Origin of the sequence: Xanthomonas sp. NCPPB 1068, from assembly GCF_041479385.2 — a bacterium.
GTDB lineage: Bacteria > Pseudomonadota > Gammaproteobacteria > Xanthomonadales > Xanthomonadaceae > Xanthomonas > Xanthomonas cannabis.
Window position 1 is genome coordinate 262,844 of record NZ_CM192986.1, and the last position, 22,538, is coordinate 285,381.

23 protein-coding genes are annotated in these 22,538 nt (G+C 66.7%); 16 read left to right on the top strand and 7 right to left on the bottom strand.

The window, feature by feature from the left end; translation table 11 throughout:
• Positions 1-25 precede the first annotated feature (25 nt).
• From ACCQ12_RS01130 to ACCQ12_RS01140, 3 genes are all read right to left on the bottom strand, one after another.
• Positions 26-1,297, bottom strand: a complete 1,272-nt coding sequence (locus tag ACCQ12_RS01130; protein ID WP_047695542.1) for a heme biosynthesis protein HemY — start codon at positions 1,295-1,297, stop codon at positions 26-28.
• Positions 1,294-2,271 carry a hypothetical protein gene (locus ACCQ12_RS01135; protein WP_372382734.1) on the bottom strand — a complete coding sequence of 326 codons (978 nt, stop codon included), beginning with the start codon at positions 2,269-2,271 and terminating at the stop codon, positions 1,294-1,296. Before ACCQ12_RS01135 ends, ACCQ12_RS01130 begins: the two co-directional genes overlap by 4 nt.
• A 103-nt stretch (positions 2,272-2,374) precedes the next feature.
• Positions 2,375-3,151 carry a uroporphyrinogen-III synthase gene (locus tag ACCQ12_RS01140; RefSeq protein WP_372382735.1) on the bottom strand — a complete coding sequence of 259 codons (777 nt, stop codon included), beginning with the start codon at positions 3,149-3,151 and terminating at the stop codon, positions 2,375-2,377.
• A 214-nt stretch (positions 3,152-3,365) separates the two neighbouring features.
• Between ACCQ12_RS01140 and ACCQ12_RS01145 the strand changes: the two genes are divergently transcribed.
• From ACCQ12_RS01145 to ACCQ12_RS01170, 6 genes are all read left to right on the top strand, one after another.
• Positions 3,366-4,175, top strand: coding sequence for a glycosyltransferase family 25 protein (locus ACCQ12_RS01145; RefSeq protein ID WP_047696395.1), 810 nt, complete (start codon positions 3,366-3,368; stop codon positions 4,173-4,175).
• Between the two features lie 274 nt (positions 4,176-4,449).
• Positions 4,450-4,920 (top strand): YiiD C-terminal domain-containing protein, encoded by a 471-nt coding sequence (locus ACCQ12_RS01150; RefSeq protein ID WP_039565878.1) that lies wholly within the window; start codon positions 4,450-4,452, stop codon positions 4,918-4,920.
• A 30-nt stretch (positions 4,921-4,950) separates the two neighbouring features.
• On the top strand, positions 4,951-5,373 hold the full coding sequence (locus ACCQ12_RS01155) for a hypothetical protein (RefSeq protein WP_104580234.1): 423 nt from the start codon (positions 4,951-4,953) through the stop codon (positions 5,371-5,373).
• A gap of 76 nt (positions 5,374-5,449) precedes the next feature.
• Positions 5,450-5,884, top strand: a complete 435-nt coding sequence (locus ACCQ12_RS01160; RefSeq protein ID WP_005992735.1) for a rhodanese-like domain-containing protein — start codon at positions 5,450-5,452, stop codon at positions 5,882-5,884.
• Positions 5,885-5,993: 109 nt separating this feature from the next.
• Positions 5,994-6,506, top strand: a complete 513-nt coding sequence (gene secB, locus ACCQ12_RS01165; RefSeq protein WP_039565876.1) for a protein-export chaperone SecB — start codon at positions 5,994-5,996, stop codon at positions 6,504-6,506.
• 15 nt (positions 6,507-6,521) lie between these two features.
• Entirely contained in the window at positions 6,522-7,547 is a 1,026-nt protein-coding gene (locus ACCQ12_RS01170) for an NAD(P)H-dependent glycerol-3-phosphate dehydrogenase (RefSeq protein ID WP_104580233.1), read from the top strand.
• A 285-nt stretch (positions 7,548-7,832) separates the two neighbouring features.
• Here the strand turns inward: ACCQ12_RS01170 and ACCQ12_RS01175 are convergent, their stop codons facing one another.
• Positions 7,833-8,429 (bottom strand): OmpO family porin, encoded by a 597-nt coding sequence (locus tag ACCQ12_RS01175; RefSeq protein WP_039415115.1) that lies wholly within the window; start codon positions 8,427-8,429, stop codon positions 7,833-7,835.
• A 359-nt stretch (positions 8,430-8,788) separates the two neighbouring features.
• Between ACCQ12_RS01175 and poxB the strand changes: the two genes are divergently transcribed.
• The 6 genes from poxB to ACCQ12_RS01205 all read left to right on the top strand — a co-directional run bounded on the left by poxB (position 8,789) and on the right by ACCQ12_RS01205 (position 16,314).
• Positions 8,789-10,498, top strand: coding sequence for a ubiquinone-dependent pyruvate dehydrogenase (poxB, locus tag ACCQ12_RS01180; protein WP_372383528.1), 1,710 nt, complete (start codon positions 8,789-8,791; stop codon positions 10,496-10,498).
• 49 nt (positions 10,499-10,547) lie between these two features.
• Complete coding sequence (locus ACCQ12_RS01185; RefSeq protein ID WP_372382736.1) at positions 10,548-11,990, top strand: sensor histidine kinase; 1,443 nt, start codon at positions 10,548-10,550, stop codon at positions 11,988-11,990.
• A complete protein-coding gene (locus ACCQ12_RS01190; RefSeq protein WP_372382737.1) occupies positions 11,975-13,321 on the top strand; it encodes a sigma-54-dependent transcriptional regulator in 1,347 nt (448 codons plus the stop codon). The genes ACCQ12_RS01185 and ACCQ12_RS01190 overlap by 16 nt, the downstream gene beginning before the upstream one ends.
• A gap of 186 nt (positions 13,322-13,507) precedes the next feature.
• Entirely contained in the window at positions 13,508-14,260 is a 753-nt protein-coding gene (locus tag ACCQ12_RS01195; protein WP_104580230.1) for a hypothetical protein, read from the top strand.
• Positions 14,261-14,362: 102 nt separating this feature from the next.
• On the top strand, positions 14,363-14,980 hold the full coding sequence (locus ACCQ12_RS01200; RefSeq protein WP_047694412.1) for a hypothetical protein: 618 nt from the start codon (positions 14,363-14,365) through the stop codon (positions 14,978-14,980).
• Between the two features lie 104 nt (positions 14,981-15,084).
• A complete protein-coding gene (locus ACCQ12_RS01205) occupies positions 15,085-16,314 on the top strand; it encodes an MFS transporter (RefSeq protein WP_179453376.1) in 1,230 nt (409 codons plus the stop codon).
• 338 nt (positions 16,315-16,652) lie between these two features.
• Here the strand turns inward: ACCQ12_RS01205 and ACCQ12_RS01210 are convergent, their stop codons facing one another.
• Complete coding sequence (locus ACCQ12_RS01210) at positions 16,653-17,129, bottom strand: tRNA (cytidine(34)-2'-O)-methyltransferase (RefSeq protein WP_039406870.1); 477 nt, start codon at positions 17,127-17,129, stop codon at positions 16,653-16,655.
• Between the two features lie 26 nt (positions 17,130-17,155).
• Complete coding sequence (locus ACCQ12_RS01215) at positions 17,156-17,617, bottom strand: XAC0231 family protein (protein ID WP_372382738.1); 462 nt, start codon at positions 17,615-17,617, stop codon at positions 17,156-17,158.
• 384 nt (positions 17,618-18,001) lie between these two features.
• On the opposite strand from ACCQ12_RS01215, the gene ACCQ12_RS01220 reads away from it, so the two are divergent.
• From ACCQ12_RS01220 to ACCQ12_RS01235, 4 genes are all read left to right on the top strand, one after another.
• Positions 18,002-18,322, top strand: a complete 321-nt coding sequence (locus ACCQ12_RS01220; RefSeq protein ID WP_039406865.1) for a DUF4156 domain-containing protein — start codon at positions 18,002-18,004, stop codon at positions 18,320-18,322.
• A gap of 101 nt (positions 18,323-18,423) precedes the next feature.
• The gene (locus tag ACCQ12_RS01225; RefSeq protein WP_372361926.1) at positions 18,424-19,440 is read left to right on the top strand and encodes a 3-oxoacyl-ACP synthase III; all 1,017 of its coding nucleotides are present in this window, start codon (positions 18,424-18,426) and stop codon (positions 19,438-19,440) included.
• Positions 19,441-19,555: 115 nt separating this feature from the next.
• The gene (locus tag ACCQ12_RS01230) at positions 19,556-20,725 is read left to right on the top strand and encodes a Fic family protein (protein ID WP_372382739.1); all 1,170 of its coding nucleotides are present in this window, start codon (positions 19,556-19,558) and stop codon (positions 20,723-20,725) included.
• Positions 20,726-20,854: 129 nt separating this feature from the next.
• Positions 20,855-21,757, top strand: coding sequence for an alpha/beta fold hydrolase (locus tag ACCQ12_RS01235; protein ID WP_372382740.1), 903 nt, complete (start codon positions 20,855-20,857; stop codon positions 21,755-21,757).
• A gap of 142 nt (positions 21,758-21,899) precedes the next feature.
• Here the strand turns inward: ACCQ12_RS01235 and ACCQ12_RS01240 are convergent, their stop codons facing one another.
• Positions 21,900-22,283, bottom strand: coding sequence for a YkgJ family cysteine cluster protein (locus ACCQ12_RS01240; RefSeq protein WP_039406853.1), 384 nt, complete (start codon positions 22,281-22,283; stop codon positions 21,900-21,902).
• Between the last annotated feature and the right edge of the window lie 255 nt (positions 22,284-22,538).

Below are 22,538 nucleotides of genomic sequence, written 5' to 3' on the forward strand. Positions count from 1 at the left end.
GTCATATCCACGGCCTGAGCCCGTGTCACAGAATCCGGTCGTCCGGTGGGGGCGCAAACGGGTCGGCCGCAGGCGTTGGCCCCACCGATACGATCGGGCCGCGCAGCGACTGCTGCGGCATGCCCTGCTGCACCGGCTCGCCACGTGCGGCGCGCAAGGCATTGGCGTAGCAATGCTGTGCGGAGAGCAGGTCGCCGGCAGCCGCAAAGCCATGCCCGAGCTCCTCCCACGCATCGGCGCCGGCGCCGGTGGCGATGGCACGGTGCAGGAACTCTTCGGCCTGCGACCACTGCTGCTGATGGCGTGCCAGGCGTGCCAGCGTCAACAGCAAGCCCGGGCTGTCCGGGTACTGGGTGAGCCAGCGCTGTGCACTGGCCCGGCGCGAATCGTATTTTTCCAGCGGCAGCACGCCGTACAGGCGCACCAGCGACTCGTCCCACTGCGCATCCAGTGCCTGTTCCAGGCTATGCACGGCTGCGTCATCCCAATGCAGCACCGCTGCCCGTTGCGCATACGCCCCGACCACGGCCGGATAGGTGCGCAGCGGCTTGGGCAAGGCTTCCCAGCGCTCGGCCAGCGCATTGGCATCGCCGGCCTGCAACAGAGTCTGTTCTGCCAGCGTGGCTTCCAGCGCGCCGTAGGCCTCCGGTGCCAGCACCGCTTGCTGACGCAGGGCGCCGAGCTGGCCGTAGGCCTCATCGGCACGGCCGATCTGGGTCAGCGCATGCGTACGCAGCAACAGCCCGCGCGCCGGCAGCGGCTGCGCATTGGCGGCATCGAGTGCATTGATCGCTTCCACCGGGCGTTGCCGCGCCAGATGCCGTTCGCCCTGCAACAGCGCATGCGCGGTGGGGTCGCGCTCGGCCAATTGCTGCGCAAGCGCATTGGCCGAGGCCTCGTCACCGCGTGCATCGGCCACACGTACTGCGCTCGCCAGCGCAATCCCGCTGACTTCATCGTCTTCGCTGGCAGTGACCAGCAAACGTTCGGCGCGTTGCCACTGGCCGTGGTCGGCGGCGCGCAGGCCTTCGATCAGGCGTGCGCGGCCTTTCTTGCGGCGGTACTTGCCCCACACCCGGAACGGCAGGCTGATCAACGTCCACAACAGCCACAGCACCAGCAGCGCGATGATCAGGATCAACACCGCCTGCGGCATCGCGGCGCGGTAGTCGTTGCCACCGACGCTGACCACGACATTGCCCAGGTCGTAACTGTTCTGGTGCGACAGCCACTGCGCACCGAGCACGCCCAGTGCCACGGCCACCAGCAGGATCAAGACGGTACGCAACACTTTCATTGGGTGGATCTCCCTTCACGCATGGCCTGCAGTTGCAGCAGGGTGGTGCCCAGTTCCGGCAGGCGCGGATGCAGTGGCGCTTGTTGCAACGTGCGCAGGCGTGCAAGCACCTGCGCACGTTGCGGCGACTCCGGCCACAGCCGGGTGGTCCAGGTGTCCACGCGGCGCAGCGCGTGTGCAAAGCCGTCCGCATCGCCGCGTTCTGCGGCCGCGCGGGCCAGGCTGAGTTCGATCTGCAGCGCATCGCCGGCGGCATGGCGGTCGCTGCGGGTCAGCGGGGCATCGCCCCGGCTGGGCCGGATATCCACCAGCGGGGCGAGCACCTTCTGCCACCACGGTCTGGCCGCGTCGCTGGCCTGTGCGGACTGCTCGGGCAGGCGCTGCAGATCGGCGGCGATGCGGTCCAGCGTCTGTTCCACCTGCGCCTGCGGGCCGGCGCCGAGGCGGTCCAGGGCATCGCGCTCCTGCACCAGGGCCTGGCGCAGGTTGAGATAGCCCGGATCGTCGATGCCATTGAGCGCGCCATTGGCCAGCGCGTAGGCGCGGCGTGCGCCATCGGCATCGCCGGCAATGCTGAGCCGTTGCTGGCCGAGCCGCAGCAGCAGCTCCACTTCATCCAGCCGCAATGCCTGTGCGCCGTGACGATTGGGGTCGGCCAGCTTCTGCACGGTGTCTTCGAGCAAGGCGCTACGCTGGCTCAGGCCCAGCATTTCGTCGCGCAGCACGCGGTTGGTCGCTGCCGCATCCTGCAGCCGCTCGTTGGCCAGACGTTGATCGCGTCGCAGCGTTTCCAGCAACTGCTGCGTGCCATCCCAGCGCTGCTGCTGTGCCTGCGCCGCCTGCAGCTGCGCTGCTTGATAGCTCTGCCATGCGCGCCAGCCCAGAAACAGCGCCACGCCCACGGCGACCACCGCCACTGCAAGCAGCAGCCAGGCCAGCGGAAAGCGTCGCGGGGAAGCGGGGACTTCGGTCATTCGGACATCCTCGGGCGGTCACAACGGGCGCAGGCGCCGCAGTCATCCCACACAGCATGGCGTGCGCCGGCAGACGCCCGCAAGCTGTGCTTGAGTTCGCAGTTCAGCAAGGTCGCGACGATGTCACGACGGCAGCTGCCGCAGCGGCCAACTGCACCGGCAGTGGGCCCTCGGCACGCGCCACGCGGGTGAAACCGGCGGCCTGCGCTGACGCCAGCATGCGATCGCTGGACGCCACCACCGGCTGTTGCCGCCATGCCTGGGCCAACGCATTCGGAAGTTGCTGCAGCACCAATGCCAACGCCTCGGCACTGCTCAGGGCCAGGACGCTGCGCGGCATTGCGGCGGCCAGTGCCTTTACCTGCCCGGCGCGCAAGGGCAGCGCGAGGCGTTGGTAGACGTCGGCGCGCAGGATGCGCGCGCCGCGGTGTTCCAGCACGGGGGCAAGCATGCCGCGCCCGCCCGGTGCGGTGACCAGCCCCACCGATGACAGGGGCGGCTGGAACAGCGGCAGGGCGAGCAGGCCTTCGCTGTCCATGCGGGACGGGCGCACCACCTCGTTGATACCGCAGGCATGCAGGGCGCGCGCGGTGCCGTCGCCCACGCTGACCCACTGTGCCTGCGGCAGTCGCTGCAAGGGCGCAAGCCGCTGTGCTGCCTGGACTGCGGCCGGGCTGGTAAACACCACGATCGGTGCCCGCAGCGCCTGGTGCAGGGCAGTGCGTGCCTGGTCGGTGTCATTCGGCGTCAGCCGCCACGGCGACAGGGCAACGACGCGGGCGCCATGGCGCGCGGCGGCACGTCGCAGCGGGCCGTGTTCACCGCTGGGCCGCAGCGAGATCAAGGTCCAGGCAGCGGTGGCAGGGGCAGGGCGGGTCATGGGGCGATTATGCGAGAGCTGCCTGGCCGCCGTGCGGGTGCAGCGCGACGGCGATGTCGCGCTCGGCGATTCGTCGCCCTGCCTGTCACTCCAGGACGTACCCGGGCCCAGCCTGGCCCGGATCATTTTCGAGACTTGACGCGCATTTCCACCCCTCTTGCAAATGCGCCCAATCGCGCCACGATCCGCCACGACAATCGAGCTGGAGCGGCGCGTGATCAAGTCCTACCTCATCAACATGCAGCGCAGCGGCGACCGTCTGCAGGCGATGTCGGCACGGTTCCAGGCGCTTGGCCTGCCGTTCGAGCGTCTTCCGGCCGTCGATGGCGCCACCTTGAGCCCGGAGCAGATCGCCGATTTCGTGCGCGAGCGCCCGCTCGAGGGATCCGGCGATGCCTACAGCGCCGGCCCCCGGAGATGGACCGCCTCCAATATCGGCTGCTTTTTGAGCCACCACGCCGCGTGGCGTATCGCGGCCGAGTCCGACGATGCCTACACCGCCATCTTCGAAGACGACATGCATCTGTCCGATGCGCTGCCGGCGCTGTTGCGCAGCACCGACTGGCTCCCGCCGGGCAACAGCATCGTGCGGCTGGAGCCGTCCTACAACCGGATCAAGCTCGATGCCAAGGTCGCCGACGTCGCCGGGCGCCAGCTGCGCCTGGTGCGTCCATCGCCCCACCAGCATTGCTGGCCGGTGTGCGCCGGTGCGTTGATCATCAGCCGCGATGCGGCGCGCCTGCTGCTGGCGGCGCAGACGCGCTGGCACACCATGGCCGACATCTTCCTGTTCGGCTGGAACGAATCGCCGGTGGCGCAGCAGCTATCCACCTACCAGCTGTCGCCGGCGGCCTGCATCCAGGACAAGTTCTTCCACGCAGCGCCGGAGCAGATCGTGTTCACCAGCACCATCGACGCACCGCTGACCCAGGCGCAGAAGCAACGCAGCGCGCACTGGAAGGCCAAGGCGACGGCCCTGTTGCGCGTGGCGCAAGGCTATCGCAAGGTGGGGTTCGCACCCTGAAACACCGCTGCAGCACGCGTGCGCATTGCCGATGGCGGAGCCGTCGCGCATGCGCACGGAGCGCGCGTGCGGGCTGCACCTGCGTGTGCAGTGCGTGGTGTCCGCCGGCGATTGGCGCGGGCAAGCGCTCCTATTCGATGCGGCATCGGCGACACGACGCGCACCGCAATGCTGCACGCGTTCACCATGCGGTACCGCATGTCATCGAACAGCACAAGACGCTTGCCGGACATTGCGGCATGATGCCGCCCTTCGCCGTCTTCCTGCCTTTCCGATGACTCCTTCGTGCACGCTCGTTTCCGCCCTGCAGTCGCTGCAGCAGCAGTTCATCGCCATGCCGCCGGTGCTGTCGATGGGCATTGCCGTCGACGGGCTGCACGACGGCGCGCTGCGCCTGCGCGCGCCGCTGCAGGCCAACGTCAACGACAAGGCCAATGCGTTCGGCGGCAGCCTGGCCTCGTTGATGACCCTGGCCAGCTGGGGGTGGCTGACGCTGCAACTGCAGCTGGCCGGGCACGAAGCCGACGTGTATGTCGCCGATAGCCAGCTGCGCTACGTCGCGCCGGTCTACGAAGAACTCGTGGCCGACGCCGAGCCGGCCGAGCTGGGCGGCTGGGATGCGTTTCTGTCCACCTTCCGGCAGCGCGGCAAGGCGCGTATCGGCATGCGCGCGCAGATCGCGCTGGGGTCCGGCGCGGCAGCGGCCACGTTGAGCGGGCGCTTCGTGGCGTTTCCAAAACGGTAGGATGCGGGCTGGATGGAAGGGGGATTACGCATGCGTGCAGTTATTGGAGCACTCGTCCTGCTGGGGCTGGCGACGCTGAGCGGGGTGGCCAGCGCGGGCAGCCGCGCCCAGGCGCGCGCGCTGGAAACCACCCAGGCCGCCTACACGGCGGCAGTGCGCTGGAGCGATTTCGATGCTGCGCAGGGGTTTGTCGAACCAACCTATGCGCAGGCGCATCCGCTCAGCGACCTGGAACGTTCGCGCTACGAGCAGGTGCAGATTTCCGGTTACCGCGAGCTGCGCGTGGGCGAAGACGCCAATGGCGACCTGCGCCGCGAGGTCGAACTGCGCGTGATCAACCGAAATACCCAGGCCGAGCGGTTGGTGCGCAGCATCGAGCTGTGGCGCTGGGACGCCGAGCACAAACGCTGGTGGCTGGCCAGCGGCCTGCCCGACCTGTGGAAGGGCCAATAGCCCGGCCCTGCCCGCGCTGGCCGTCGCGTGCGCCAGCTGTGCGACAATTCCCGCCCGCTTGACTGACCCTGACCCCGTGAATTTCGAAGAGCTGCAGGCCTTTGTCGGCCGCAACCCCATGTTGTCGCTGGCCCTGGTGGGCCTGACCATCGCCCTGATCGTCACCGAGGTCGCGCGCCTGTTCCGTGGGTACCGCGCACTCAAGCCGGCCGAGCTGACCCGCCTGATCAACAGCGAAGACGCGCTGGTGATCGACCTGTCGCCGACCGCCGATTTCGAAAAAGGCCATATCGCCGGCAGCCGCAACGTGGCGCTGGCCAAGTTCGACCCGGCCAGCAAGCTGCTGGCCAATGCCAAGGCGTCTCCCGTGGTGGTGGTCTGCCGCAGCGGCAACACCTCTGCAGGTGCGGCCAAGACGCTGAAGAAAGCCGGCTTCGAGAAGGTGTACTGGCTCGAAGGTGGCATTGCTGCCTGGCAGATGGCCGAGCTGCCACTGATCAAGGGCCGCTGACCCGCCTTGTGCGGTCCCCCGTAAGCCCCCATTGCTGGCATGAGAGACTTGCACTTTCACGTCTGCATCACTCAACGCTGCATCCACCGAACCGTTTCTGGAGTTAGGAATGTCCGACGAAATCCTCAACGGCGCCGCTGCGCCGGCCGACGCCGCTGCTGGCCCTGCCTTCACCATCGAAAAGATTTACGTCAAGGACGTGTCCTTCGAATCGCCGAATGCACCGGCTGTCTTCAATGACGCCAACCAGCCCGAGCTGCAGCTGAACCTCAACCAGAAGGTGCAGCGCCTCAACGACAACGCCTTCGAAGTCGTGCTGGCCGTGACCCTGACCTGCACCGCCGGTGGCAAGACCGCCTACGTGGCCGAAGTGCAGCAGGCCGGCGTGTTCGGTCTGGTCGGCCTGGAGCCGCAGGCGATCGACGTGCTGCTCGGCACGCAGTGCCCGAACATCCTGTTCCCGTACGTGCGCACCCTGGTCAGCGACCTGATCCAGGCCGGCGGCTTCCCGCCGTTCTACCTGCAGCCGATCAATTTCGAAGCGCTGTACGCAGAAACCCTGCGTCAGCGTCAGGGCGAAGGCACCTCGCTGGCCGATTCCGAGCCGGCTGGCAACGCCTAAGCACTGTCTGCGCCGATGAGCGAGTCGACCCGGAAAATCGCCGTGCTCGGCGCCGGCTCCTGGGGCACGGCGTTGGCTGCGCTGCTCGCCAGGCACGGTCATCCGACCGTGCTGTGGGGACGCGATGCGGCGATGGTGGACACCATCGACCGCACCCACGAGAACGCGCGTTACCTGCCGGGCATTCCACTGCCCGACAGCCTGCGTGCCACCACCGACCTGCAGGCGGCGATTGCCGATGCCGCCTGGATCCTGGTGGTGGTGCCTTCGCATGCCTTCACCGAAACCATCCGGCTGATTGCACCGCTGCGTCCGGCCAACGCCGGCGTGGCGTGGGCAACCAAGGGCTTCGAGCCCGGGTCCGGGCGGTTTCTGCATGAAGTGGCGCGCGATCTGCTCGGCCCGGCCATTCCGCTGGCCGTGGTGACCGGGCCGTCCTTCGCCAAGGAAGTCACGCTCGGCCTGCCGACCGCCATCACCGTGCACGGTGACGATGCCGCGTTTGCACAGGTCGTGGCCGATGCCATGCATGGCCCCGCCTTCCGCGCCTATACCGGCGATGACATGGTGGGCGCCGAGCTCGGCGGCGCCATGAAGAACGTGCTGGCCGTGGCGACCGGTGTAGCCGATGGCATGCAGCTCGGCCTCAATGCGCGTGCCGGCCTGATCACCCGTGGCTTGAACGAGATGTTGCGGTTGGCTGCGGCGATCGGCGCGCGTCCGGAGACCTTGATGGGCTTGGCTGGCCTGGGCGATCTGGTGCTCACCTGCACCGGCGATCTATCGCGCAACCGGCGGCTCGGATTGGCGTTGGGGCGTGGGCAGAGCTTGACCGATGCAATCCGCGAGATCGGCCAGGTGGTCGAGTCGGTGCAGACCGCCGACGAGGTGATGCGGCAAGCCGAGCAGCATGGCATCGAACTGCCGATCTCCAATGCGGTGCGCGCCGTCCTGCACGGCGAAATCACGCCGGAGGCCGGCTTGAAAGGCCTGCTGGCACGCGAGCGCAAGCCCGAGTACCCGCACACCTTGTTTACCTGAGTGACCCAGCGCGCCGCGTGCGCTGCGCAGAATGCAAAAGCCCGGCACTGCCGGGCTTTTTGCTGTAACCGACCATGGCGATGGCGATGGCGATGGCGATGGCGATGGCGATGGCGCTGCGATCGCGATATGCACGCGGTGCGTTGCCCGAACGCCACGCCGAATGCGGCGTCTGACGCCAACCGCTCCTGGCTTCACCGATCGCACAAAAGAAAGAAGCCCGGTCGGGGGACCGGGCTTCCAATGCAGCGCGGGAGAGAGTCGCGCTGCAGTCAAACGTGCGGCTTACCAGCTGAAGCGCGGGCCGACCGACCATTCCTTGTTGCCGTCGCCATCCATACGGATGTCGCCGTTGATGCCCCAGTTCTGGTTCAACTTCACCTGGGCGCCGAGGCGGCCGTAGAAGTTGTCGCCGATGTCGATGCCGCGCTTCTTGGAGAAGTCTTCGTAGCCAGCCAGGGCATAGACTTCGAAGTGCTCGCCAAAGGCGTTACGCAGACCGGCTTCCACGCTGTAGCCGTCGAAGCTGATGTTCGGGGTGTCCAGGTCCAGCTTGCGGTAGGCAACGCGCGCAACGAAGTCGGTGCTGGTGGCGATCTCGTGGTTGTAGCCCACGCCCACGCCCCACTGCTGGAAGTCGGAGTTGGAGCTTTCGAACACGTTGTCGTTGTCGTCAGCGTTCTGCTTGCTGTAATCGCCGAACACGTGGAAGTTCGGAGCAACGGCGTAGGAGGCCTTCAGGCCCCAACCGTCGGCGTCGCGACCTTCGGTCGGCGTGCGCACATAGTCGCCTTCGACGAAGTTGTAGGAGAGATTTTCAGCAGCGGAGGCCGCAAACGGCAGGGCTGCGAGGAGGCCGAGGGCCAGCAGTGAGTTCTTCATGATCGATACCTGTACTTATGGTTTGGGCCGGCGCTGAGGCGGATGCCGTTCGCTGCCGAGATGTAAATTCTCCGTTATTCGATGGAACGCGACATGAATTCTGGACTGACCAGTGAATGAATCATCGCGCCAGATTCAGCTGCGCTTTCTTGTGGCGCTCAGGCGATGCGCGTAGCGCACGCGTGAAGCGTGACGGCATGACGCTTATGCGGCGCAAATGTGAGATGCGTGTGCAGAAATGCAAAATCCCCGCAATTCCCGCTGCTTTCGCATGTCAGCACATTGTACTGACATCGCCGCTGGGAGCATTGCACGCTCCTGGATGAGTGCGGAGCTGCATCGTGGCGAAGAAGAAGACGTTGGCGCGGTTTCTGGCCGAGACGCTGCAGAGCGCGGGGGTGGAGCGGATCTGGGGTGTGACCGGCGACAGCCTCAACGGCCTGACCGACGCGCTGCGCGAGATGCAGACCATCGAGTGGATGCACGTGCGCCATGAAGAAGTTGCCGCATTTGCCGCAGGCGCAGAAGCGGCGGTCACCGGTGAATTGGCGGTGTGCGCGGGAAGCTGCGGGCCGGGCAATCTGCACCTGATCAACGGGCTGTTCGATTGTCACCGCAGCCGCCAGCCGGTGCTGGCGATCGCCGCGCACATTCCGTCCTCGGAGATCGGCCTGAACTATTTTCAGGAAACCCATCCGCAGGAGCTGTTTCGCGAGTGCAGCCACTTCGTGGAGTTGGTGACCAACCCGGCGCAGTTGCCGGAGGTGCTGCACCGGGCGATGCGCTCGGCCATCCTGCAGCAGGGTGTGGCCGTGGTGGTGATTCCCGGCGATATCGCCTTACTGGAAGTGGACAAGCACCTGTCTAGCGCATGGCCGGCGCTGCGTGCGCCACGCGTGCTGCCCGCCGCGCAAGACGTGCAACAGCTGGCCGAGTTGCTGCAGCAGAGCAAGGCGGTCACCTTGTTGTGCGGCAGCGGCTGTGCCGGTGCGCACGATGCGGTGGTGGCACTGGCCGATACGCTGGGCGCGCCCACCGTGCACGCGCTGCGCGGCAAGGAATACGTGGAATGGGACAACCCGTTCGATGTGGGCATGACTGGCTTGATCGGCTTCAGTTCCGGCTACCACGCAATGCTCAATTGCGACACCTTGCTCATGCTGGGCACGGACTTTCCGTACCGGCAGTTCTATCCGAAGGACGCGACCATCGTGCAGGTGGACCGCGACCCGAGCGCGCTCGGGCGGCGTACGCCGTTGCAGCTGGGCATTGCGGCGGATGTCGGCGAAACCATCGCCGCGTTGCTGCCGCAGCTGCAGCGCCGCGAAGAGCGCGGATTCCTTGAAAAATCGCTTGCGCACTACCGCAAGGCGCGCGAAGGCCTGGACGATCTGGCAGTGCCGGCCGACCCGGGCGAGCCGCTGCACCCGCAGTTCGTGACCCGGCTGATCAGCCAGATTGCCGATCAGGATGCGGTGTTCACCTGCGATGTCGGCACGCCGACGGTGTGGGCGGCACGCTACCTGCGCATGAACGGCAAGCGGCGCCTGCTGGGTTCCTTCAACCACGGCTCGATGGCCAACGCGATGCCGCAGGCGCTGGGCGCACAGGCGGCATTCCCGGGGCGCCAGGTGATCTCACTGTCCGGCGATGGCGGCTTTGCGATGCTGATGGGCGACTTCATTTCGTTGGCGCAGTTGAATCTGCCGGTGAAGATCGTCGTGTTCAACAACGCGTCGCTGGGATTTGTGGCGATGGAGATGAAGGCGGCCGGGTATCTGGATACCGGCACCGAGCTGCGTAATCCGGACTTTGCCGCGATGAGCAATGCGATGGGCATCCTAGGCATTCGTGTCGATGAATCGGCGCAGCTGGAACGTGCATTGCGACAGGCCTTTGCGCATGCTGGTCCGGCGTTGGTGGATGTACGCATCGCCACCCAGGAACTGGCGGTGCCGCCGGCAATCAAGCTCGAACAGGCCAAGGGCATGGGGCTGTACCTGCTCAAGGCGGTGATGAGCGGGCGTGGCGATGAGGTGATCGAACTGGTCAAGACCAACCTGCGTTAATTCAGTTGCACTCGCGCACACTGGCCGCCCTCTTCAGGTCGCTTCGTCCATGCCCCGTTCGCTGCTACGGCAACTGTTGCTGATCTGGGTGGTGATCGTGGCCGCCTGTCTGGGCGTGGCCACGATGCTGTACGGCTTGTATCGGCAGACCGAAGGAGTGCGGCTGGAGGAAGCGCGGCAGCAATTGAGCGGGCAATGCGCGCGCATCGTGCAGCGCTATGCCGGGGCGAGCGAGGCGGCGCGTACCGGCGACGATGGCGTTGGCCTGGCTGCGGTGGTGGTGCATCTGGTGCTGGCCGATGCGCCAGGTGTGGAAGGTGGTGTGTGGGACCTGCACAAGGGCTTCGTTGCCTACGCGTACCCCACTTACGATGGAAGCGACCACAAGACCGACATTCCTGCTGCGGAATGGACCACCATCGTCAACACCGCGCGGCAGAGCGTGAGCGAGGACAAGCCGGTGCACTACCGCCGCGACGGCAGCCGCGAGGTCCTGTTGATCAGCGCCTGTCCGTTGGCATCGAGCAGTGCGGCATGGACGATGATGCGGGTGCCGGCCAGCAAGGCCGATGCGTGGCGGCCGCTGGTCGTCGGCATGCTGTTGATCTTCGCGATGGTGGCGGTGTCGGCCATTGCGCTGGGCGTGGTGGTGCGGCGCTGGCGCCAGCGCCTGCAGCGCATCGAGCAGGCGCTGGCCGCCGACACCGAGACGCCGCAGATCCCGCCAACCGGTACGCCGGAACTGGATCGGCTGGGCGCGGCGGTCAATGACTATGCGCAACGCACGGCACAGGCGCTGGTGCAGGCGCGCAGGTTGGCCGACGAACTGTCGCGGCACGAGCGCCTGGCCGCGCTGGGCCGGATGACTGCCACGGTGGCGCACGAGATTCGCAACCCCATCGCCACGATGCGGCTGGCGGTGGAGAACGAGGTCGCCCAGCGCGAGGCCACCCCCGACTCGGCGGCCCATGCCGAGATGATGCTGGCGCAGATCCGGCGCCTGGACGGGGTGGTCGAGAGCCTGCTCGGCATGGTGCAGCCGATCCGCCTGCACCTGGAGACGGTGGTGGTGCAGGACTGGCTGGACACGCTGCTGGAGCCGAGTCCGTTGCCGCCGGGCACGCCGCCGCCCCGCTTGCTGCTGCCGGCTGCGCCACTGCACTGGACCCTGGACCCGCAGCAACTGGGGCGCGCGGTGCACAACCTGCTGCGCAATGCCGGGCAGCACGCCGATCCGGGCAGTGCGATCACGCTGCAGGCGGCAGCGGTGGAAGGCACGCTGCAGCTGCAGGTCTCCAACCACGGCGCTGCAATCGCCGAAGCGATCGCCGCGCAGTTGTTCGAACCATTCGTCAGTGGCCGTAGCGACGGCAATGGCCTGGGGCTGGCGCTGGTGCGCGAGATCGCGCGCGCGCATGGCGGGCAGGTGCGCTACGCGCATGCCGACGGGCTGACCCATTTCATCCTGGAGCTGCCATGGCGCGCATCCTGATCATCGACGACGATGCCGCGTTCCGCATGACCCTGCAGGCCACCTTGCGCTCGCTCGGGCACACCGTGATCACCGCCGAGAACGGGCCGGAAGGGCTGGCCCGGCTGAGCGAGGGCGGGATCGACATGGCGTTCGTGGATTTCCGCATGCCGGGCATGGACGGCATCGCGGTGCTGCGTGCGCGCCAGGACGATGCGCAGGCGCGTCAGGTGCCGCTGGTGATGCTCACCGCCCATGTGTCCAGCGGCAACACCATCGAGGCGATGACGCTGGGCGCCTTCGATCACCTGGTCAAGCCGGTGGGCCGCGCCGACATTGTCGAGGTGGTGCAACGTGCGCTGCTCAGTCGCGCCGATGCGCAGGCTGCGGCAACGGAAACGCCACGTGCGTCAGACGAGGACGACGACGCGCTGGTGGGACACAGCCCGGCGATGCGCACGGTGCACAAGCGCATCGGGCTGGCGGCGGCGTCCGAGTTGTCGGTGTTGATCACCGGGGAAACCGGTACCGGCAAGGAGCTGGCCGCACGCGCGCTGCATCGCGCCAGCCCACGTGCCAACGCGCCGTTCGTTGCGGTCAACTGCGCGGCCATTCCGCTGGAGCTGATGGAGAGCGAGTTGTTCGGCCATCGCAAGGGTGCGTTTTCCGGCGCCGGCAGCGACCGTCTGGGGCTGATTCGCGAGGCCGACGGCGGCACGCTGTTCCTGGACGAGATTGGCGACATGCCACTGCCGATGCAGGCCAAGCTGCTGCGGTTTCTGCAGGAAGGCGAGGTGACGCCGTTGGGTGGCAGCGGCCCGCAGAACGTGGATGTGCGCGTGCTGGCCGCCACCCATCGCGACCTGGCGGCCTGCGTGGCCGATGGACGCTTTCGCAGCGATCTGCGGTACCGGCTCAACGTGGTGCCGATCGAACTGCCGCCGTTGCGCGAGCGTGGCCAGGACATCCTGCTGCTGGCCAGGCACTTCCTGGGCGCCAGCGCAGCGCGTGCGCAGCGCCTGTCGCCTGCCGCGCAGGAGCGCCTGCTCGCGCACAGCTGGCCCGGCAACGTGCGTGAACTGCGCAACGTCATGCAACGCAGCCAGGTGCTGGTGCGCGGAGCCAGCATCGATGCGGCCGATCTGGACGAGGCACTGGCCGAGATCAGCGAGCCGCCGCCCGCCATCGTGCCGGAGCCGACCGGAACCCTGCCGGAGGCCGTCGCACGGCTGGAGAAACAGATGATCCAGTCTGCCCTGGCGCAGAGCCGGGGCAACCGTGCCGAAGCCGCGCGGCGGCTCGGAATCCACCGGCAACTGCTCTATCGCAAGCTGGAGGAATACGGCCTGTGACGCGCGCGGAGTGCTCGCAGACAGCCGGCAGATGTCCCCGGAGCGGACATGGTGGATGAAATGCAGACGTCTCCGCTGCGCCATCTGACTGCACAAGTCTTGTAAAAACAAGGATTTAAAGGTTGGCATGATTGCTGCTTTGCTTGTCGGCACGCGGCTCCTTTCCGCCGCGCTGGAGACATCCCCATGATGCGTCAGACCGTTCTTGCAATTGCCCTGGCCTGCACCATCGGCGCCGCCGCCGCCCAGGTTGCCGCCCCGCCACCGCCGCCGGCCCCCAATGGCCCGGTCGGCAGCCCGCCGGTCCCGCCGACCCCCGTCGCCGCCACGCCGGTCAGCGTGAGCGGTACCGTCGAGCGCTTCCTGCTCAACCCCAATGGCGAAGTCGACGGACTGTGGCTGCGCGACGGCACCCAGGTCGGGTTTCCACCGCATCTGTCCACCGAGGTGAAAGCGGCTGTGCGTAGCGGCGACAACGTGGTCGTGCAGGGCTTCCGCCTGGGGAATCTGCCCGTGCTGCGGGTCAGCTCGATCCGCTCCGGCCGGAGCGGCCGCGAGGTGGTCGACCGCCCACCCGCCTTCGGTGCGCCGCCACCGCCGCCGCCGACCCCGGGCCAGCTCACCCCGCTGCAGTCCGACGGCACGATCCAGCGCCTGGTGTATGGGCCGGCCGGCGAGGTCCATGGGGCGCTGGTCAGCGATGGCACGGTAGTGCGGATGCCGCCGCATCTGGCGCTGCAGTTCACCGACCTGCTGCGCGTGGGCGCACCACTGAGCGCCAACGGATTCGGCGTGGCCACCCCGGACGGTCGTGCGATCGAGGCCACCCAGGTGGGGCGCGACCGCGCCTCGCTGCGTGCGCTGTTCAGCGCGCCGCGTCCGGACGGCCCGCTGCCGCCACCGCCGCCGGGCGCCCCGGTTCCGCCGGCCGGCCGTTGAGCCGGACTGCACGTTTCGTGTGCGTTGTTCCCTCCGTTGGCCGCGCCGAGCGCGTGGCCAACGGCTTGACCGGCGCTGCCGGTTTCTTCTTCGGAGTATTCCATGCATTGGGTCGACCCTGATTTCCTGCCCGCCACCCACGGCACCCTGGCGCGTTTCCTGCTCAATCCCAAGGCCGATATCGACGGCCTGCTGCTCACCGACGGCACCGAGGTGCACACGCCGCCGCATCTGTCGGCCGCGTTGCTGAAGGCGCTCAAGCCGGGCAGCACGCTCACCGTGCGTGGCCTCAAGCCGCGCGACGTGGACATGCTGGTGGCGCTGGCGATCGATCCGGATGGCGGCAAACGCATCCTCGACGAAGGCCCGCATGGGCCGCATGCCAAACCCAAGCCCAAGCCGCCCGGCAAGCCGCCCAAGCCGGAGGTCACCCGGCACAGCGGCACCATCACCCGGCTGCTGCACGGCCCGCACGGGCAGGTGCACGGCGTGCTGCTGGACGATGCGGTCACGGTGCGGTTTCCACCGCATGCCGGTGGCGACTTCGCCAGACAGCTGGTGGTCGGCAAGCCGCTGGTGGCCGAAGGCGAGACCAAGGCCACGCCGCATGGTGTGCTGATCCATGCCCATGCCTTGGGTGGCAAGGCGGCGACGCTGAAGCAGATTGCGCATCCGCCGCACGGCCCTGCGCACAAACCCAAGCCCAAGCCCAAACACTAGGAGCCGGACATGCAGCCACCGCGTGCGGTTGAGATGCGTGTCCTGCGGTGTGCCCTGCGTGTCTGTGCATGCGCTGGCAGTGCATCCGGCAGCGGAGCACTGCCATGCCGATGACCAGGGCCAGGCCGCGCGGCACACGTGCGCTGGAAGCACTGCACTTCAGCGTGGCCGATGTGCAGGACGGGCTGGGACCCTTCCTCAGCGTGTTCCTGCAATCCAAGGGCTGGTCGGTGGCGGCGATCGGCACGGTGATGAGCATGGGCGGCATGGCCGGCATGCTCGCCACCACGCCGGCCGGCGCGCTGGTCGATGCGACCCGGCGCAAGCGCGCCGTGGTGGTCATCGGCTGTCTGGCGATCCTGCTTGCCACCGCGCTCATCTGGCTGCGCCCGACCTCGACGGGCGTGGCTGCCGCGCAGATCGCCTCGGCCTTGGCGGCGGCCGGCATCGGCCCGGCGCTGACCGGCATCACGCTGGGCCTGGTACATGCGCGCGGCTTCGACCATCAGCTGGCGCGCAATCAGGTGGCCAACCACGCCGGCAACATGCTGGCGGCGGTATTGGCCGGCTGGTTGGGCTGGCGCTACGGTTTTGCTGCGGTGTTCCTGCTGACTGCGGTCTTCGGCGTTCTGGCACTGGTAGCGGTGCTGGCGATTCCAGCCGCAGCGATCGACCACCGCGCAGCACGCGGTCTGGCATCCAGCGATGGCGGCGATGCGCTCAGTGGCTGGCGCGTGTTGCTGACCTGCCGCCCACTGGCGCTGCTGGCGGTCACGCTGGGGCTGTTCCATCTGGGCAATGCGGCGATGCTGCCGTTGTACGGCATGGCGATCGTGGCGGCGCATGCCGGCGACCCGAGTGCGCTGACCGCCACCACCATCGTGGTGGCTCAGGCCACGATGATTGTCGTTGCACTGTTGGCGATGCGCTGGATTCGGGTACATGGACACTGGTGGGTGCTGCTGGTGGCCTTCATGGCGTTGCCATTGCGCGCGCTGGTGGCGGCCTCGGTGATCCATGGCTGGGGCGTGTTCCCGGTGCAGATCCTCGATGGGCTGGGCGCCGGCCTGCAAAGCGTGGTGGTGCCGGCGCTGGTGGCGCGGTTGTTGCAAGGCACCGGGCGCGTGAATGTCGGCCAGGGTGCGGTGATGACGGTGCAGGGCGTGGGCGCGGCGCTGAGCCCGGCGTTCGGGGGTTGGCTGGCGCATGCCTTCGGCTACCGCATCGCTTTTCTGGCATTGGGCGCGATCGCGTTGCTGGCCGTGGCGTTGTGGGCCGGTTGCCGCGGCATGTTGCAGACGGCGACGTCGGTACAGGCGCAGACAGTGTTGTGATCGGCGCGGCGTGCGCGCAAGGACGCGCCGATTGACCGACAGCCATTGCAGCTTGTGCTTTGGTTACTACACTGCGCTGGCGAGGATGGCCAGGTTTGGTTTGACCGGAACCGCGTCTTGTCGTCTCAGGACGCGCCGCGGTCGTGCAGATGATGTGGCATGCCTCATCGTTCCCGCCAGGGCCGGTCGATGGGTGCCTCTCGCCGTCGACCGGGCAGCCAGCACGGTTGCGAGTCTTCGTTGGAGATCCATGCGCGTCACTGAAGATCCCACCGTGCACGTGGCCCTGCGCATGGGCCGCGGGTGCGTCGGCGCGTATGGTTGCGCGCAATCTGCGGCTACTGGCCGCCAGCGAAATTCCACTGCCGCCAGGCTTCGAACACCATCACCGCAACGGTGTTGGACAGATTGAGGCTGCGGTTGTCCGGGCGCATCGGCAGGCGTAGCCGGTGCTGCGGCGGGATCGACTCCAGCACCTCGGCCGGCAGGCCGCGCGTTTCCGGGCCGAACAGAAAAGCATCGCCATCGGCGAACTGCGGAGTGTCATAGCGCACCGTGCTACGGGTACTCAGCGCGAAGACACGCTTGGGACCGATGGCCGCCAATGCGGCCGGCAGATCGGCATGCACCTGCAACGGTGCGTATTCGTGATAGTCCAGGCCGGCGCGCTTGAGCTGCTTGTCGCTGAGGTCGAAGCCCAGCGGCTCGATCAGGTGCAGGCGCGCGCCGGTATTGGCGCACAAGCGAATCACATTGCCCGTGTTGGGCGGAATTTCCGGTTGAAACAGGATGACATCGAGGACGGGTGCTGGCATGCGCGCAAGTGTAGCTGCGCGCGTGCTCAAAGGCCGACGGTGGCGCTGACCAGCGCTTCCAGTTCGGCGGGCGAGGGCTGCAGCTGCGGCACCGGCAGGTTGACGATGACCTGGCCCATCAACGCACCGACGACTGCAGCCGCCTGGCCAACGCCGGTCTGGGTGGTGGCGGCGGCGCTGCGGACCACCAGTTCGGCGCGCTGGTCGGCCGAGGGGCGGACCTGCACCGCAGCCAGGGTGACGATGCGCGGGCCAGCCTGTTCGGCGGCCAATTCAGCCACCTGTTCGGCGGAGGGGCGCACCTGCACGGCGGCCAGGGTGCGGATGTCGCTGCTGCGTTCCAGGGCCTGCTGGGCAATCTGGTCGGCGGCCGGGCGGACCTGGACGGTGTCCAGGGTGGTCAGCTTGGCCGCCTGGGCGACACCGGCCAGGCTGGCGCCGGCAAACAGGGCTGCGGAGAGGGCGATGCGCAGGGTCTGGGTCTTCATGGCGAGGTCTCTTGGTGTTGTTAATCAGTGGTGTGGTAGTAAGGTAGTACACCGTTTCAGTGCGCGCAAGGACTTTTTCGTCGTTCGACTAAGTGTTCAGCTAAAAGTCAGCTTCAAGATTAGGCATCTGGGCGTGTATGTAGCTGAGCAAGCCGCATGCCACCCGGGAGTCATTGTTTTTCATGGTGTTTTTTGCAGTCACAGGTGTCCGTGTCCGGACACCCGGACGCAACGGTGGGCAGCGGACGGCGCTGCGTCTGCGGGAACGCGGTCGTCTCGCCACGGTCGGGTGCGCTGAATGGGGGCGTGTGCTGGGCGCGCAGCGCGCACGAAGCCGCCGGCCAAGTGCGGCACAATCCGGCTTTGCCCACAGGTTGATGACGTATGCGCGTGCTGATGTTGTCTGTTCTGGTTGCCACCACCACGGCGGCGTGCACCTGGGTACCGATCGAACAAAGCGGCAAGAGCGTGCAGGTCCTGCCCGCAGGCCCTGTGCCCGCTGGCTGTCAGCAGCAGGGCGAGGTGGTGGTGACGGTCAAGAGCAAGGTCGGCTTCTACAACCGCAACCCGTTGCGGGTGCAGGAGGAGCTGGAAACCCTGGCGCGCAATGAGGCACCGGGCGCCAACGCCAACGCGGTGCAGGCGCAAGGCCAGCCGGCCGAGGGAAGCCAGCGTTTCAGCGCCTTCCGCTGCCCGCCGCGCTGAACCGTTGGGCTGGGGCGCCGTCCATTCAAATGTAAAGATGCGGTAAAACCAGCCAGCAGCTAGACTAACGCCCCCTCGCCTGACGCCATGGCGCTACTTCGATGCTCTTCCAGAATGTCTCCATCGCGGGACTGGCGCATATTGATGCGCCGCATACGCTGACTTCCAAGGAAATCAACGAGCGCCTGCAACCGACCTACGACCGCCTCGGGATCAAGACCGACGTGTTGGGCGACGTTGCCGGTATCCATGCGCGGCGCTTGTGGGACCAGGATGTTCAGGCCTCCGACGCCGCCACCCAGGCCGCACGCAAGGCGCTGGTCGATGCCGGGATCGGCATCGAGAAGATCGGCCTGCTGGTCAACACCTCGGTGAGCCGCGACTACCTGGAGCCGTCCACCGCCTCCATCGTGTCCGGCAACCTGGGCGTGGGCGACCACTGCGTCACCTTCGACGTGGCCAATGCCTGTCTTGCCTTCATCAACGGCATGGACATCGCCGCGCGCATGCTCGAGCGCGGCGAGATCGACTACGCGCTGGTCGTCGATGGCGAAACCGCCAACCTGGTCTATGAAAAGACCCTGGAGCGGATGACCTCGCCGGACGTCACCGAAGAGGAGTTCCGCAACGAACTGGCCGCCCTGACCCTGGGCTGCGGTGCCGCTGCCATGGTGATGGCGCGCAGCGAGCTGGTACCGGATGCCCCGCGCTACAAGGGCGGCGTGACCCGCTCGGCCACCGAATGGAACAAGTTGTGCCGGGGCAACCTGGACCGGATGGTCACCGATACCCGCCTGTTGCTGATCGAAGGCATCAAGCTGGCGCAGAAGACCTTCGTGGCTGCCAAGCAGGTGCTGGGTTGGGCGGTGGACGAAGTGGACCAGTTCGTCATCCACCAGGTCAGCCGCCCGCACACCGCCTCGTTCGTGAAGTCGTTCGGTATCGATCCGGCCAAGGTCATGACCATCTTCGGCGAGCACGGCAACATCGGTCCGGCCTCGGTGCCGATCGTGCTGAGCAAGCTCAAGGAGCTCGGCCGCCTCAAGAAGGGCGACCGCATCGCGCTGATGGGCATTGGCTCGGGGCTGAACTGCTCGATGGCGGAAGTGGTCTGGTGACGCACTGATGGTGCCTGGCTGGGAATAGTTCCACGCCAGGCGCTCTCGCTGCTTAGATAAAAAAGTGGTATCTAAGTTTCCTTGCAGGAACGGTTGCGGTCTGTAAGGAAAAACGATGGGGCAGCGCATCACCGGGCATTATATTGCGGGCGCTCTCGCAGGGAGCCGTTACCAGGCCTTTGTTCCTGATCCGTTGCCACCGGTGCCGGCCTTGGATTTCGCACAAGCGGAACTGCTGGCACGCAAGGAGCGCGCCGACCAGGCGTTGGGGCGACTGGACGGCATCACACTGATGCTGCCGGATCCGGAACTGTTCCTATACCAGTACATCCGCAAGGAAGCCTTGCTGTCATCCCAGATCGAAGGCACCCAGTCATCGCTCTCGGATCTGCTGCTGTTTGAAATGGATGCCGCGCCGGGCGTGCCTGTCGACGATGTCGAGGAAGTTTCCAACTATGTCGCGGCCCTCAACCATGGCTTGCGGCGGCTGCGTGAGGACGATTTCCCGCTATCGCTGCGTTTGATCCGCGAAATGCATGCGCTGTTGCTGCAGGGGGGGCGTGGTGCCAGCAAGCAGCCAGGTGAATTCCGTCGGAGTCAGGTGTGGGTGGGTGGGGCTTCGCCTGCACTTGCGCACTTTGTTCCGCCGCCGCCAGACGCATTGCCCGACGCGCTGTCGGCACTCGAGCAATTTCTGCATGCGCCGCAGGGCCAGATGCCACCGTTGGTGAAGGCAGCGCTTGCCCACGTGCAATTCGAAACCATCCATCCCTTCAGCGATGGCAATGGGCGTTTGGGTCGGCTGCTGATTACCTTGATCCTGTGCAGCGAAGACGTGCTGCGCGAGCCCAGTCTTTATTTGAGTCTGTATTTCAAGCGTCGTCGTGCCGATTACTACGATCGTCTCAATGCAGTTCGAATCAACGGTGACTGGGAAGGATGGCTTGGTTTCTTTCTGGATGGCGTGGCAGAGACGGCGCAGCAAGCTGTCGATACCGCGCAGCGCCTGTTGGCATTGTTGGCACGCGACCGTGCCCGCATCGCGGCCCTGGGCCAGCGAGCAGGCAACGTCGGCTTGGTATTTGAGCAGTTCGCCCGGCGCGTGGTGTTGGCGGTGCCGCAAGTGGCGCCCAGCCTGTCATTGAGTGCGCCCACCATCCGCGCTGCAGTGCGTACCCTACAGGAACTGCAAATCGTCAACGAACTCACCGGCCAGCAGCGGCATCGTATTTTTGCCTATCACGCCTACCTCGACATCCTCAGCGAAGGAGCGCAGCCGCTGTGAGCGAACGGTTCGCGCACGGCCACGGCCGGCGATACAGCCGGCCCGGCGTATTTTCGGTACTGTCGTGGCGATGTAGTTGACGACTTGCCGGACACACACAGTCCAAGCTTTAGCAATACAGAGAGATCCATGAACTACCCAGGCTATCCCTTCACTCCCAAGCGCCTTGAGGTGCGTCCCGGCATTGCGATGTCGTACCTGGACGAAGGTCCGCGCGATGGCGAGGTCGTGATCATGCTGCACGGCAACCCGTCGTGGAGTTATCTCTGGCGCAACCTGGTGAGTGGCTTGTCCGATCGCTACCGCTGCATCGTGCCCGACCACATCGGCATGGGGCTGTCCGACAAGCCCGATGATGCGCCCGACGCGCAGCCGCGTTACGCGTACACGCTGCAATCGCGCGTGGACGATCTGGACACGCTGTTGCGGCATCTGGGCATCACCGGTCCGGTCACGCTGGCGGTGCATGATTGGGGCGGCATGATCGGCTTCGGCTGGGCGCTGTCGCACCACGCGCAGGTCAAACGGCTGGTGATCACCAACACCGCAGCGTTCCCGTTGCCGCCGGAAAAGCCGATGCCCTGGCAGATTGCGATGGGGCGCCATTGGCGGCCGGGCGAATGGTTCATCCGCACCTTCAATGCGTTTTCGTCCGGCGCATCCTGGTTTGGGGTGTCGCGCCGCATGCCGGCCGCCGTGCGGCGTGCCTATGTCGCGCCGTACAACAACTGGCGCAACCGCATCTCCACCATCCGCTTCATGCAGGACATCCCGCTGTCGCCCGCCGACAAGGGCTGGTCGTTGCTGGAGCGCTCGGCGCAGGCGTTGCCCTCGTTCGCCGATCGCCCGGCCTTCATCGCCTGGGGCATGCGCGACATCTGCTTCGACAAGCATTTCCTGGCCGGCTTTCGCAAGGCGTTGCCGAACGCCGAGGTGACTGCATTCGAGGATGCCAACCACTACGTGCTGGAAGACAAGCACGAGGTGCTGGTACCGGCGATCCGCGCATTTCTGGAGCGCAATCCGCTGTAACGCCTTGCCGCCGGCATTGGATCGCACGTGCTCGATAGCTGCGAGCGATACCAAGCAAATGCGAGGCGACACAGCGGACCGGTGGTGCAGGCGATGCGTCGGCCGTCTTCAGGGATGCACTGCGTGCGTGTTGCGCTGCGCGTTACAGCGTCGGCAACGGGTTGCGTTGCGCATCGTCCACGCCAGCCCAGTCGGCCTCGGTCAACGCATGCAGGCCATGCGCCAGGCGCGATTTATCGCACTGCGCACTGCGCTGCCCGAATTCCAGCGAGGCCGGAACGGCGGCGCAGGACGACGGGCGCCGGTCGTGGATGCTGCAACGGCTGTACCGGCCGATGTCGGCGTCCAGGGCGATGCAGCGCGGTTGCGATTGCGAGGTGCCGCGCATCACCCGCTCGTGCGTGCGCAATGCGTCGGTCAGTTCGATCGGCACCCTGCCGCCCAACGCGGGATCGGCTTCGCTCCAGTGGAAACTGACGCGGAAAAAGGCGCAGCAGGCGCCGCAGGTAAGGCAGGGGTGTGCCATGGAAGCCGGGCCTGGCGCGGCGAAATCACGTGGAGAGCGCGGCATTCTGACCGAACCACGCCGCGATACAAGTGGCACGGCCGCGCGCCGGTTAGCGATTCATCTGCGTAGCTCGAACTGGCGCGTGTGTGCGCAACGCGGAGCGGCACGCGCGAACGCTGCGCGGCATCGCTGCGCCCAGGCGACGCGCAGTCACCTCACCAGCCGCAGCCGCGCTGCGGGCACGCCCCAGCGCAGCGACGTGAGCGCGATCAA

Bases quoted from the DNA above. Each gene is read 5' to 3' on its own strand.
- ACCQ12_RS01130 (WP_047695542.1), bottom strand. From the start codon at position 1,297: ATGAAAGTGTTGCGTACCGTCTTGATCCTGCTGGTGGCCGTGGCACTG.
- ACCQ12_RS01135 (WP_372382734.1), bottom strand. From the start codon at position 2,271: ATGACCGAAGTCCCCGCTTCCCCGCGACGCTTTCCGCTGGCCTGGCTG.
- ACCQ12_RS01140 (WP_372382735.1), bottom strand. From the start codon at position 3,151: ATGACCCGCCCTGCCCCTGCCACCGCTGCCTGGACCTTGATCTCGCTG.
- ACCQ12_RS01150 (WP_039565878.1), top strand. From the start codon at position 4,450: ATGACTCCTTCGTGCACGCTCGTTTCCGCCCTGCAGTCGCTGCAGCAG.
- ACCQ12_RS01155 (WP_104580234.1), top strand. From the start codon at position 4,951: ATGCGTGCAGTTATTGGAGCACTCGTCCTGCTGGGGCTGGCGACGCTG.
- secB (WP_039565876.1), top strand. From the start codon at position 5,994: ATGTCCGACGAAATCCTCAACGGCGCCGCTGCGCCGGCCGACGCCGCT.
- ACCQ12_RS01170 (WP_104580233.1), top strand. From the start codon at position 6,522: ATGAGCGAGTCGACCCGGAAAATCGCCGTGCTCGGCGCCGGCTCCTGG.
- ACCQ12_RS01175 (WP_039415115.1), bottom strand. From the start codon at position 8,429: ATGAAGAACTCACTGCTGGCCCTCGGCCTCCTCGCAGCCCTGCCGTTT.
- ACCQ12_RS01185 (WP_372382736.1), top strand. From the start codon at position 10,548: ATGCCCCGTTCGCTGCTACGGCAACTGTTGCTGATCTGGGTGGTGATC.
- ACCQ12_RS01190 (WP_372382737.1), top strand. From the start codon at position 11,975: ATGGCGCGCATCCTGATCATCGACGACGATGCCGCGTTCCGCATGACC.
- ACCQ12_RS01195 (WP_104580230.1), top strand. From the start codon at position 13,508: ATGATGCGTCAGACCGTTCTTGCAATTGCCCTGGCCTGCACCATCGGC.
- ACCQ12_RS01200 (WP_047694412.1), top strand. From the start codon at position 14,363: ATGCATTGGGTCGACCCTGATTTCCTGCCCGCCACCCACGGCACCCTG.
- ACCQ12_RS01205 (WP_179453376.1), top strand. From the start codon at position 15,085: ATGCCGATGACCAGGGCCAGGCCGCGCGGCACACGTGCGCTGGAAGCA.
- ACCQ12_RS01210 (WP_039406870.1), bottom strand. From the start codon at position 17,129: ATGCCAGCACCCGTCCTCGATGTCATCCTGTTTCAACCGGAAATTCCG.
- ACCQ12_RS01215 (WP_372382738.1), bottom strand. From the start codon at position 17,617: ATGAAGACCCAGACCCTGCGCATCGCCCTCTCCGCAGCCCTGTTTGCC.
- ACCQ12_RS01220 (WP_039406865.1), top strand. From the start codon at position 18,002: ATGCGCGTGCTGATGTTGTCTGTTCTGGTTGCCACCACCACGGCGGCG.
- ACCQ12_RS01225 (WP_372361926.1), top strand. From the start codon at position 18,424: ATGCTCTTCCAGAATGTCTCCATCGCGGGACTGGCGCATATTGATGCG.
- ACCQ12_RS01230 (WP_372382739.1), top strand. From the start codon at position 19,556: ATGGGGCAGCGCATCACCGGGCATTATATTGCGGGCGCTCTCGCAGGG.
- ACCQ12_RS01235 (WP_372382740.1), top strand. From the start codon at position 20,855: ATGAACTACCCAGGCTATCCCTTCACTCCCAAGCGCCTTGAGGTGCGT.
- ACCQ12_RS01240 (WP_039406853.1), bottom strand. From the start codon at position 22,283: ATGGCACACCCCTGCCTTACCTGCGGCGCCTGCTGCGCCTTTTTCCGC.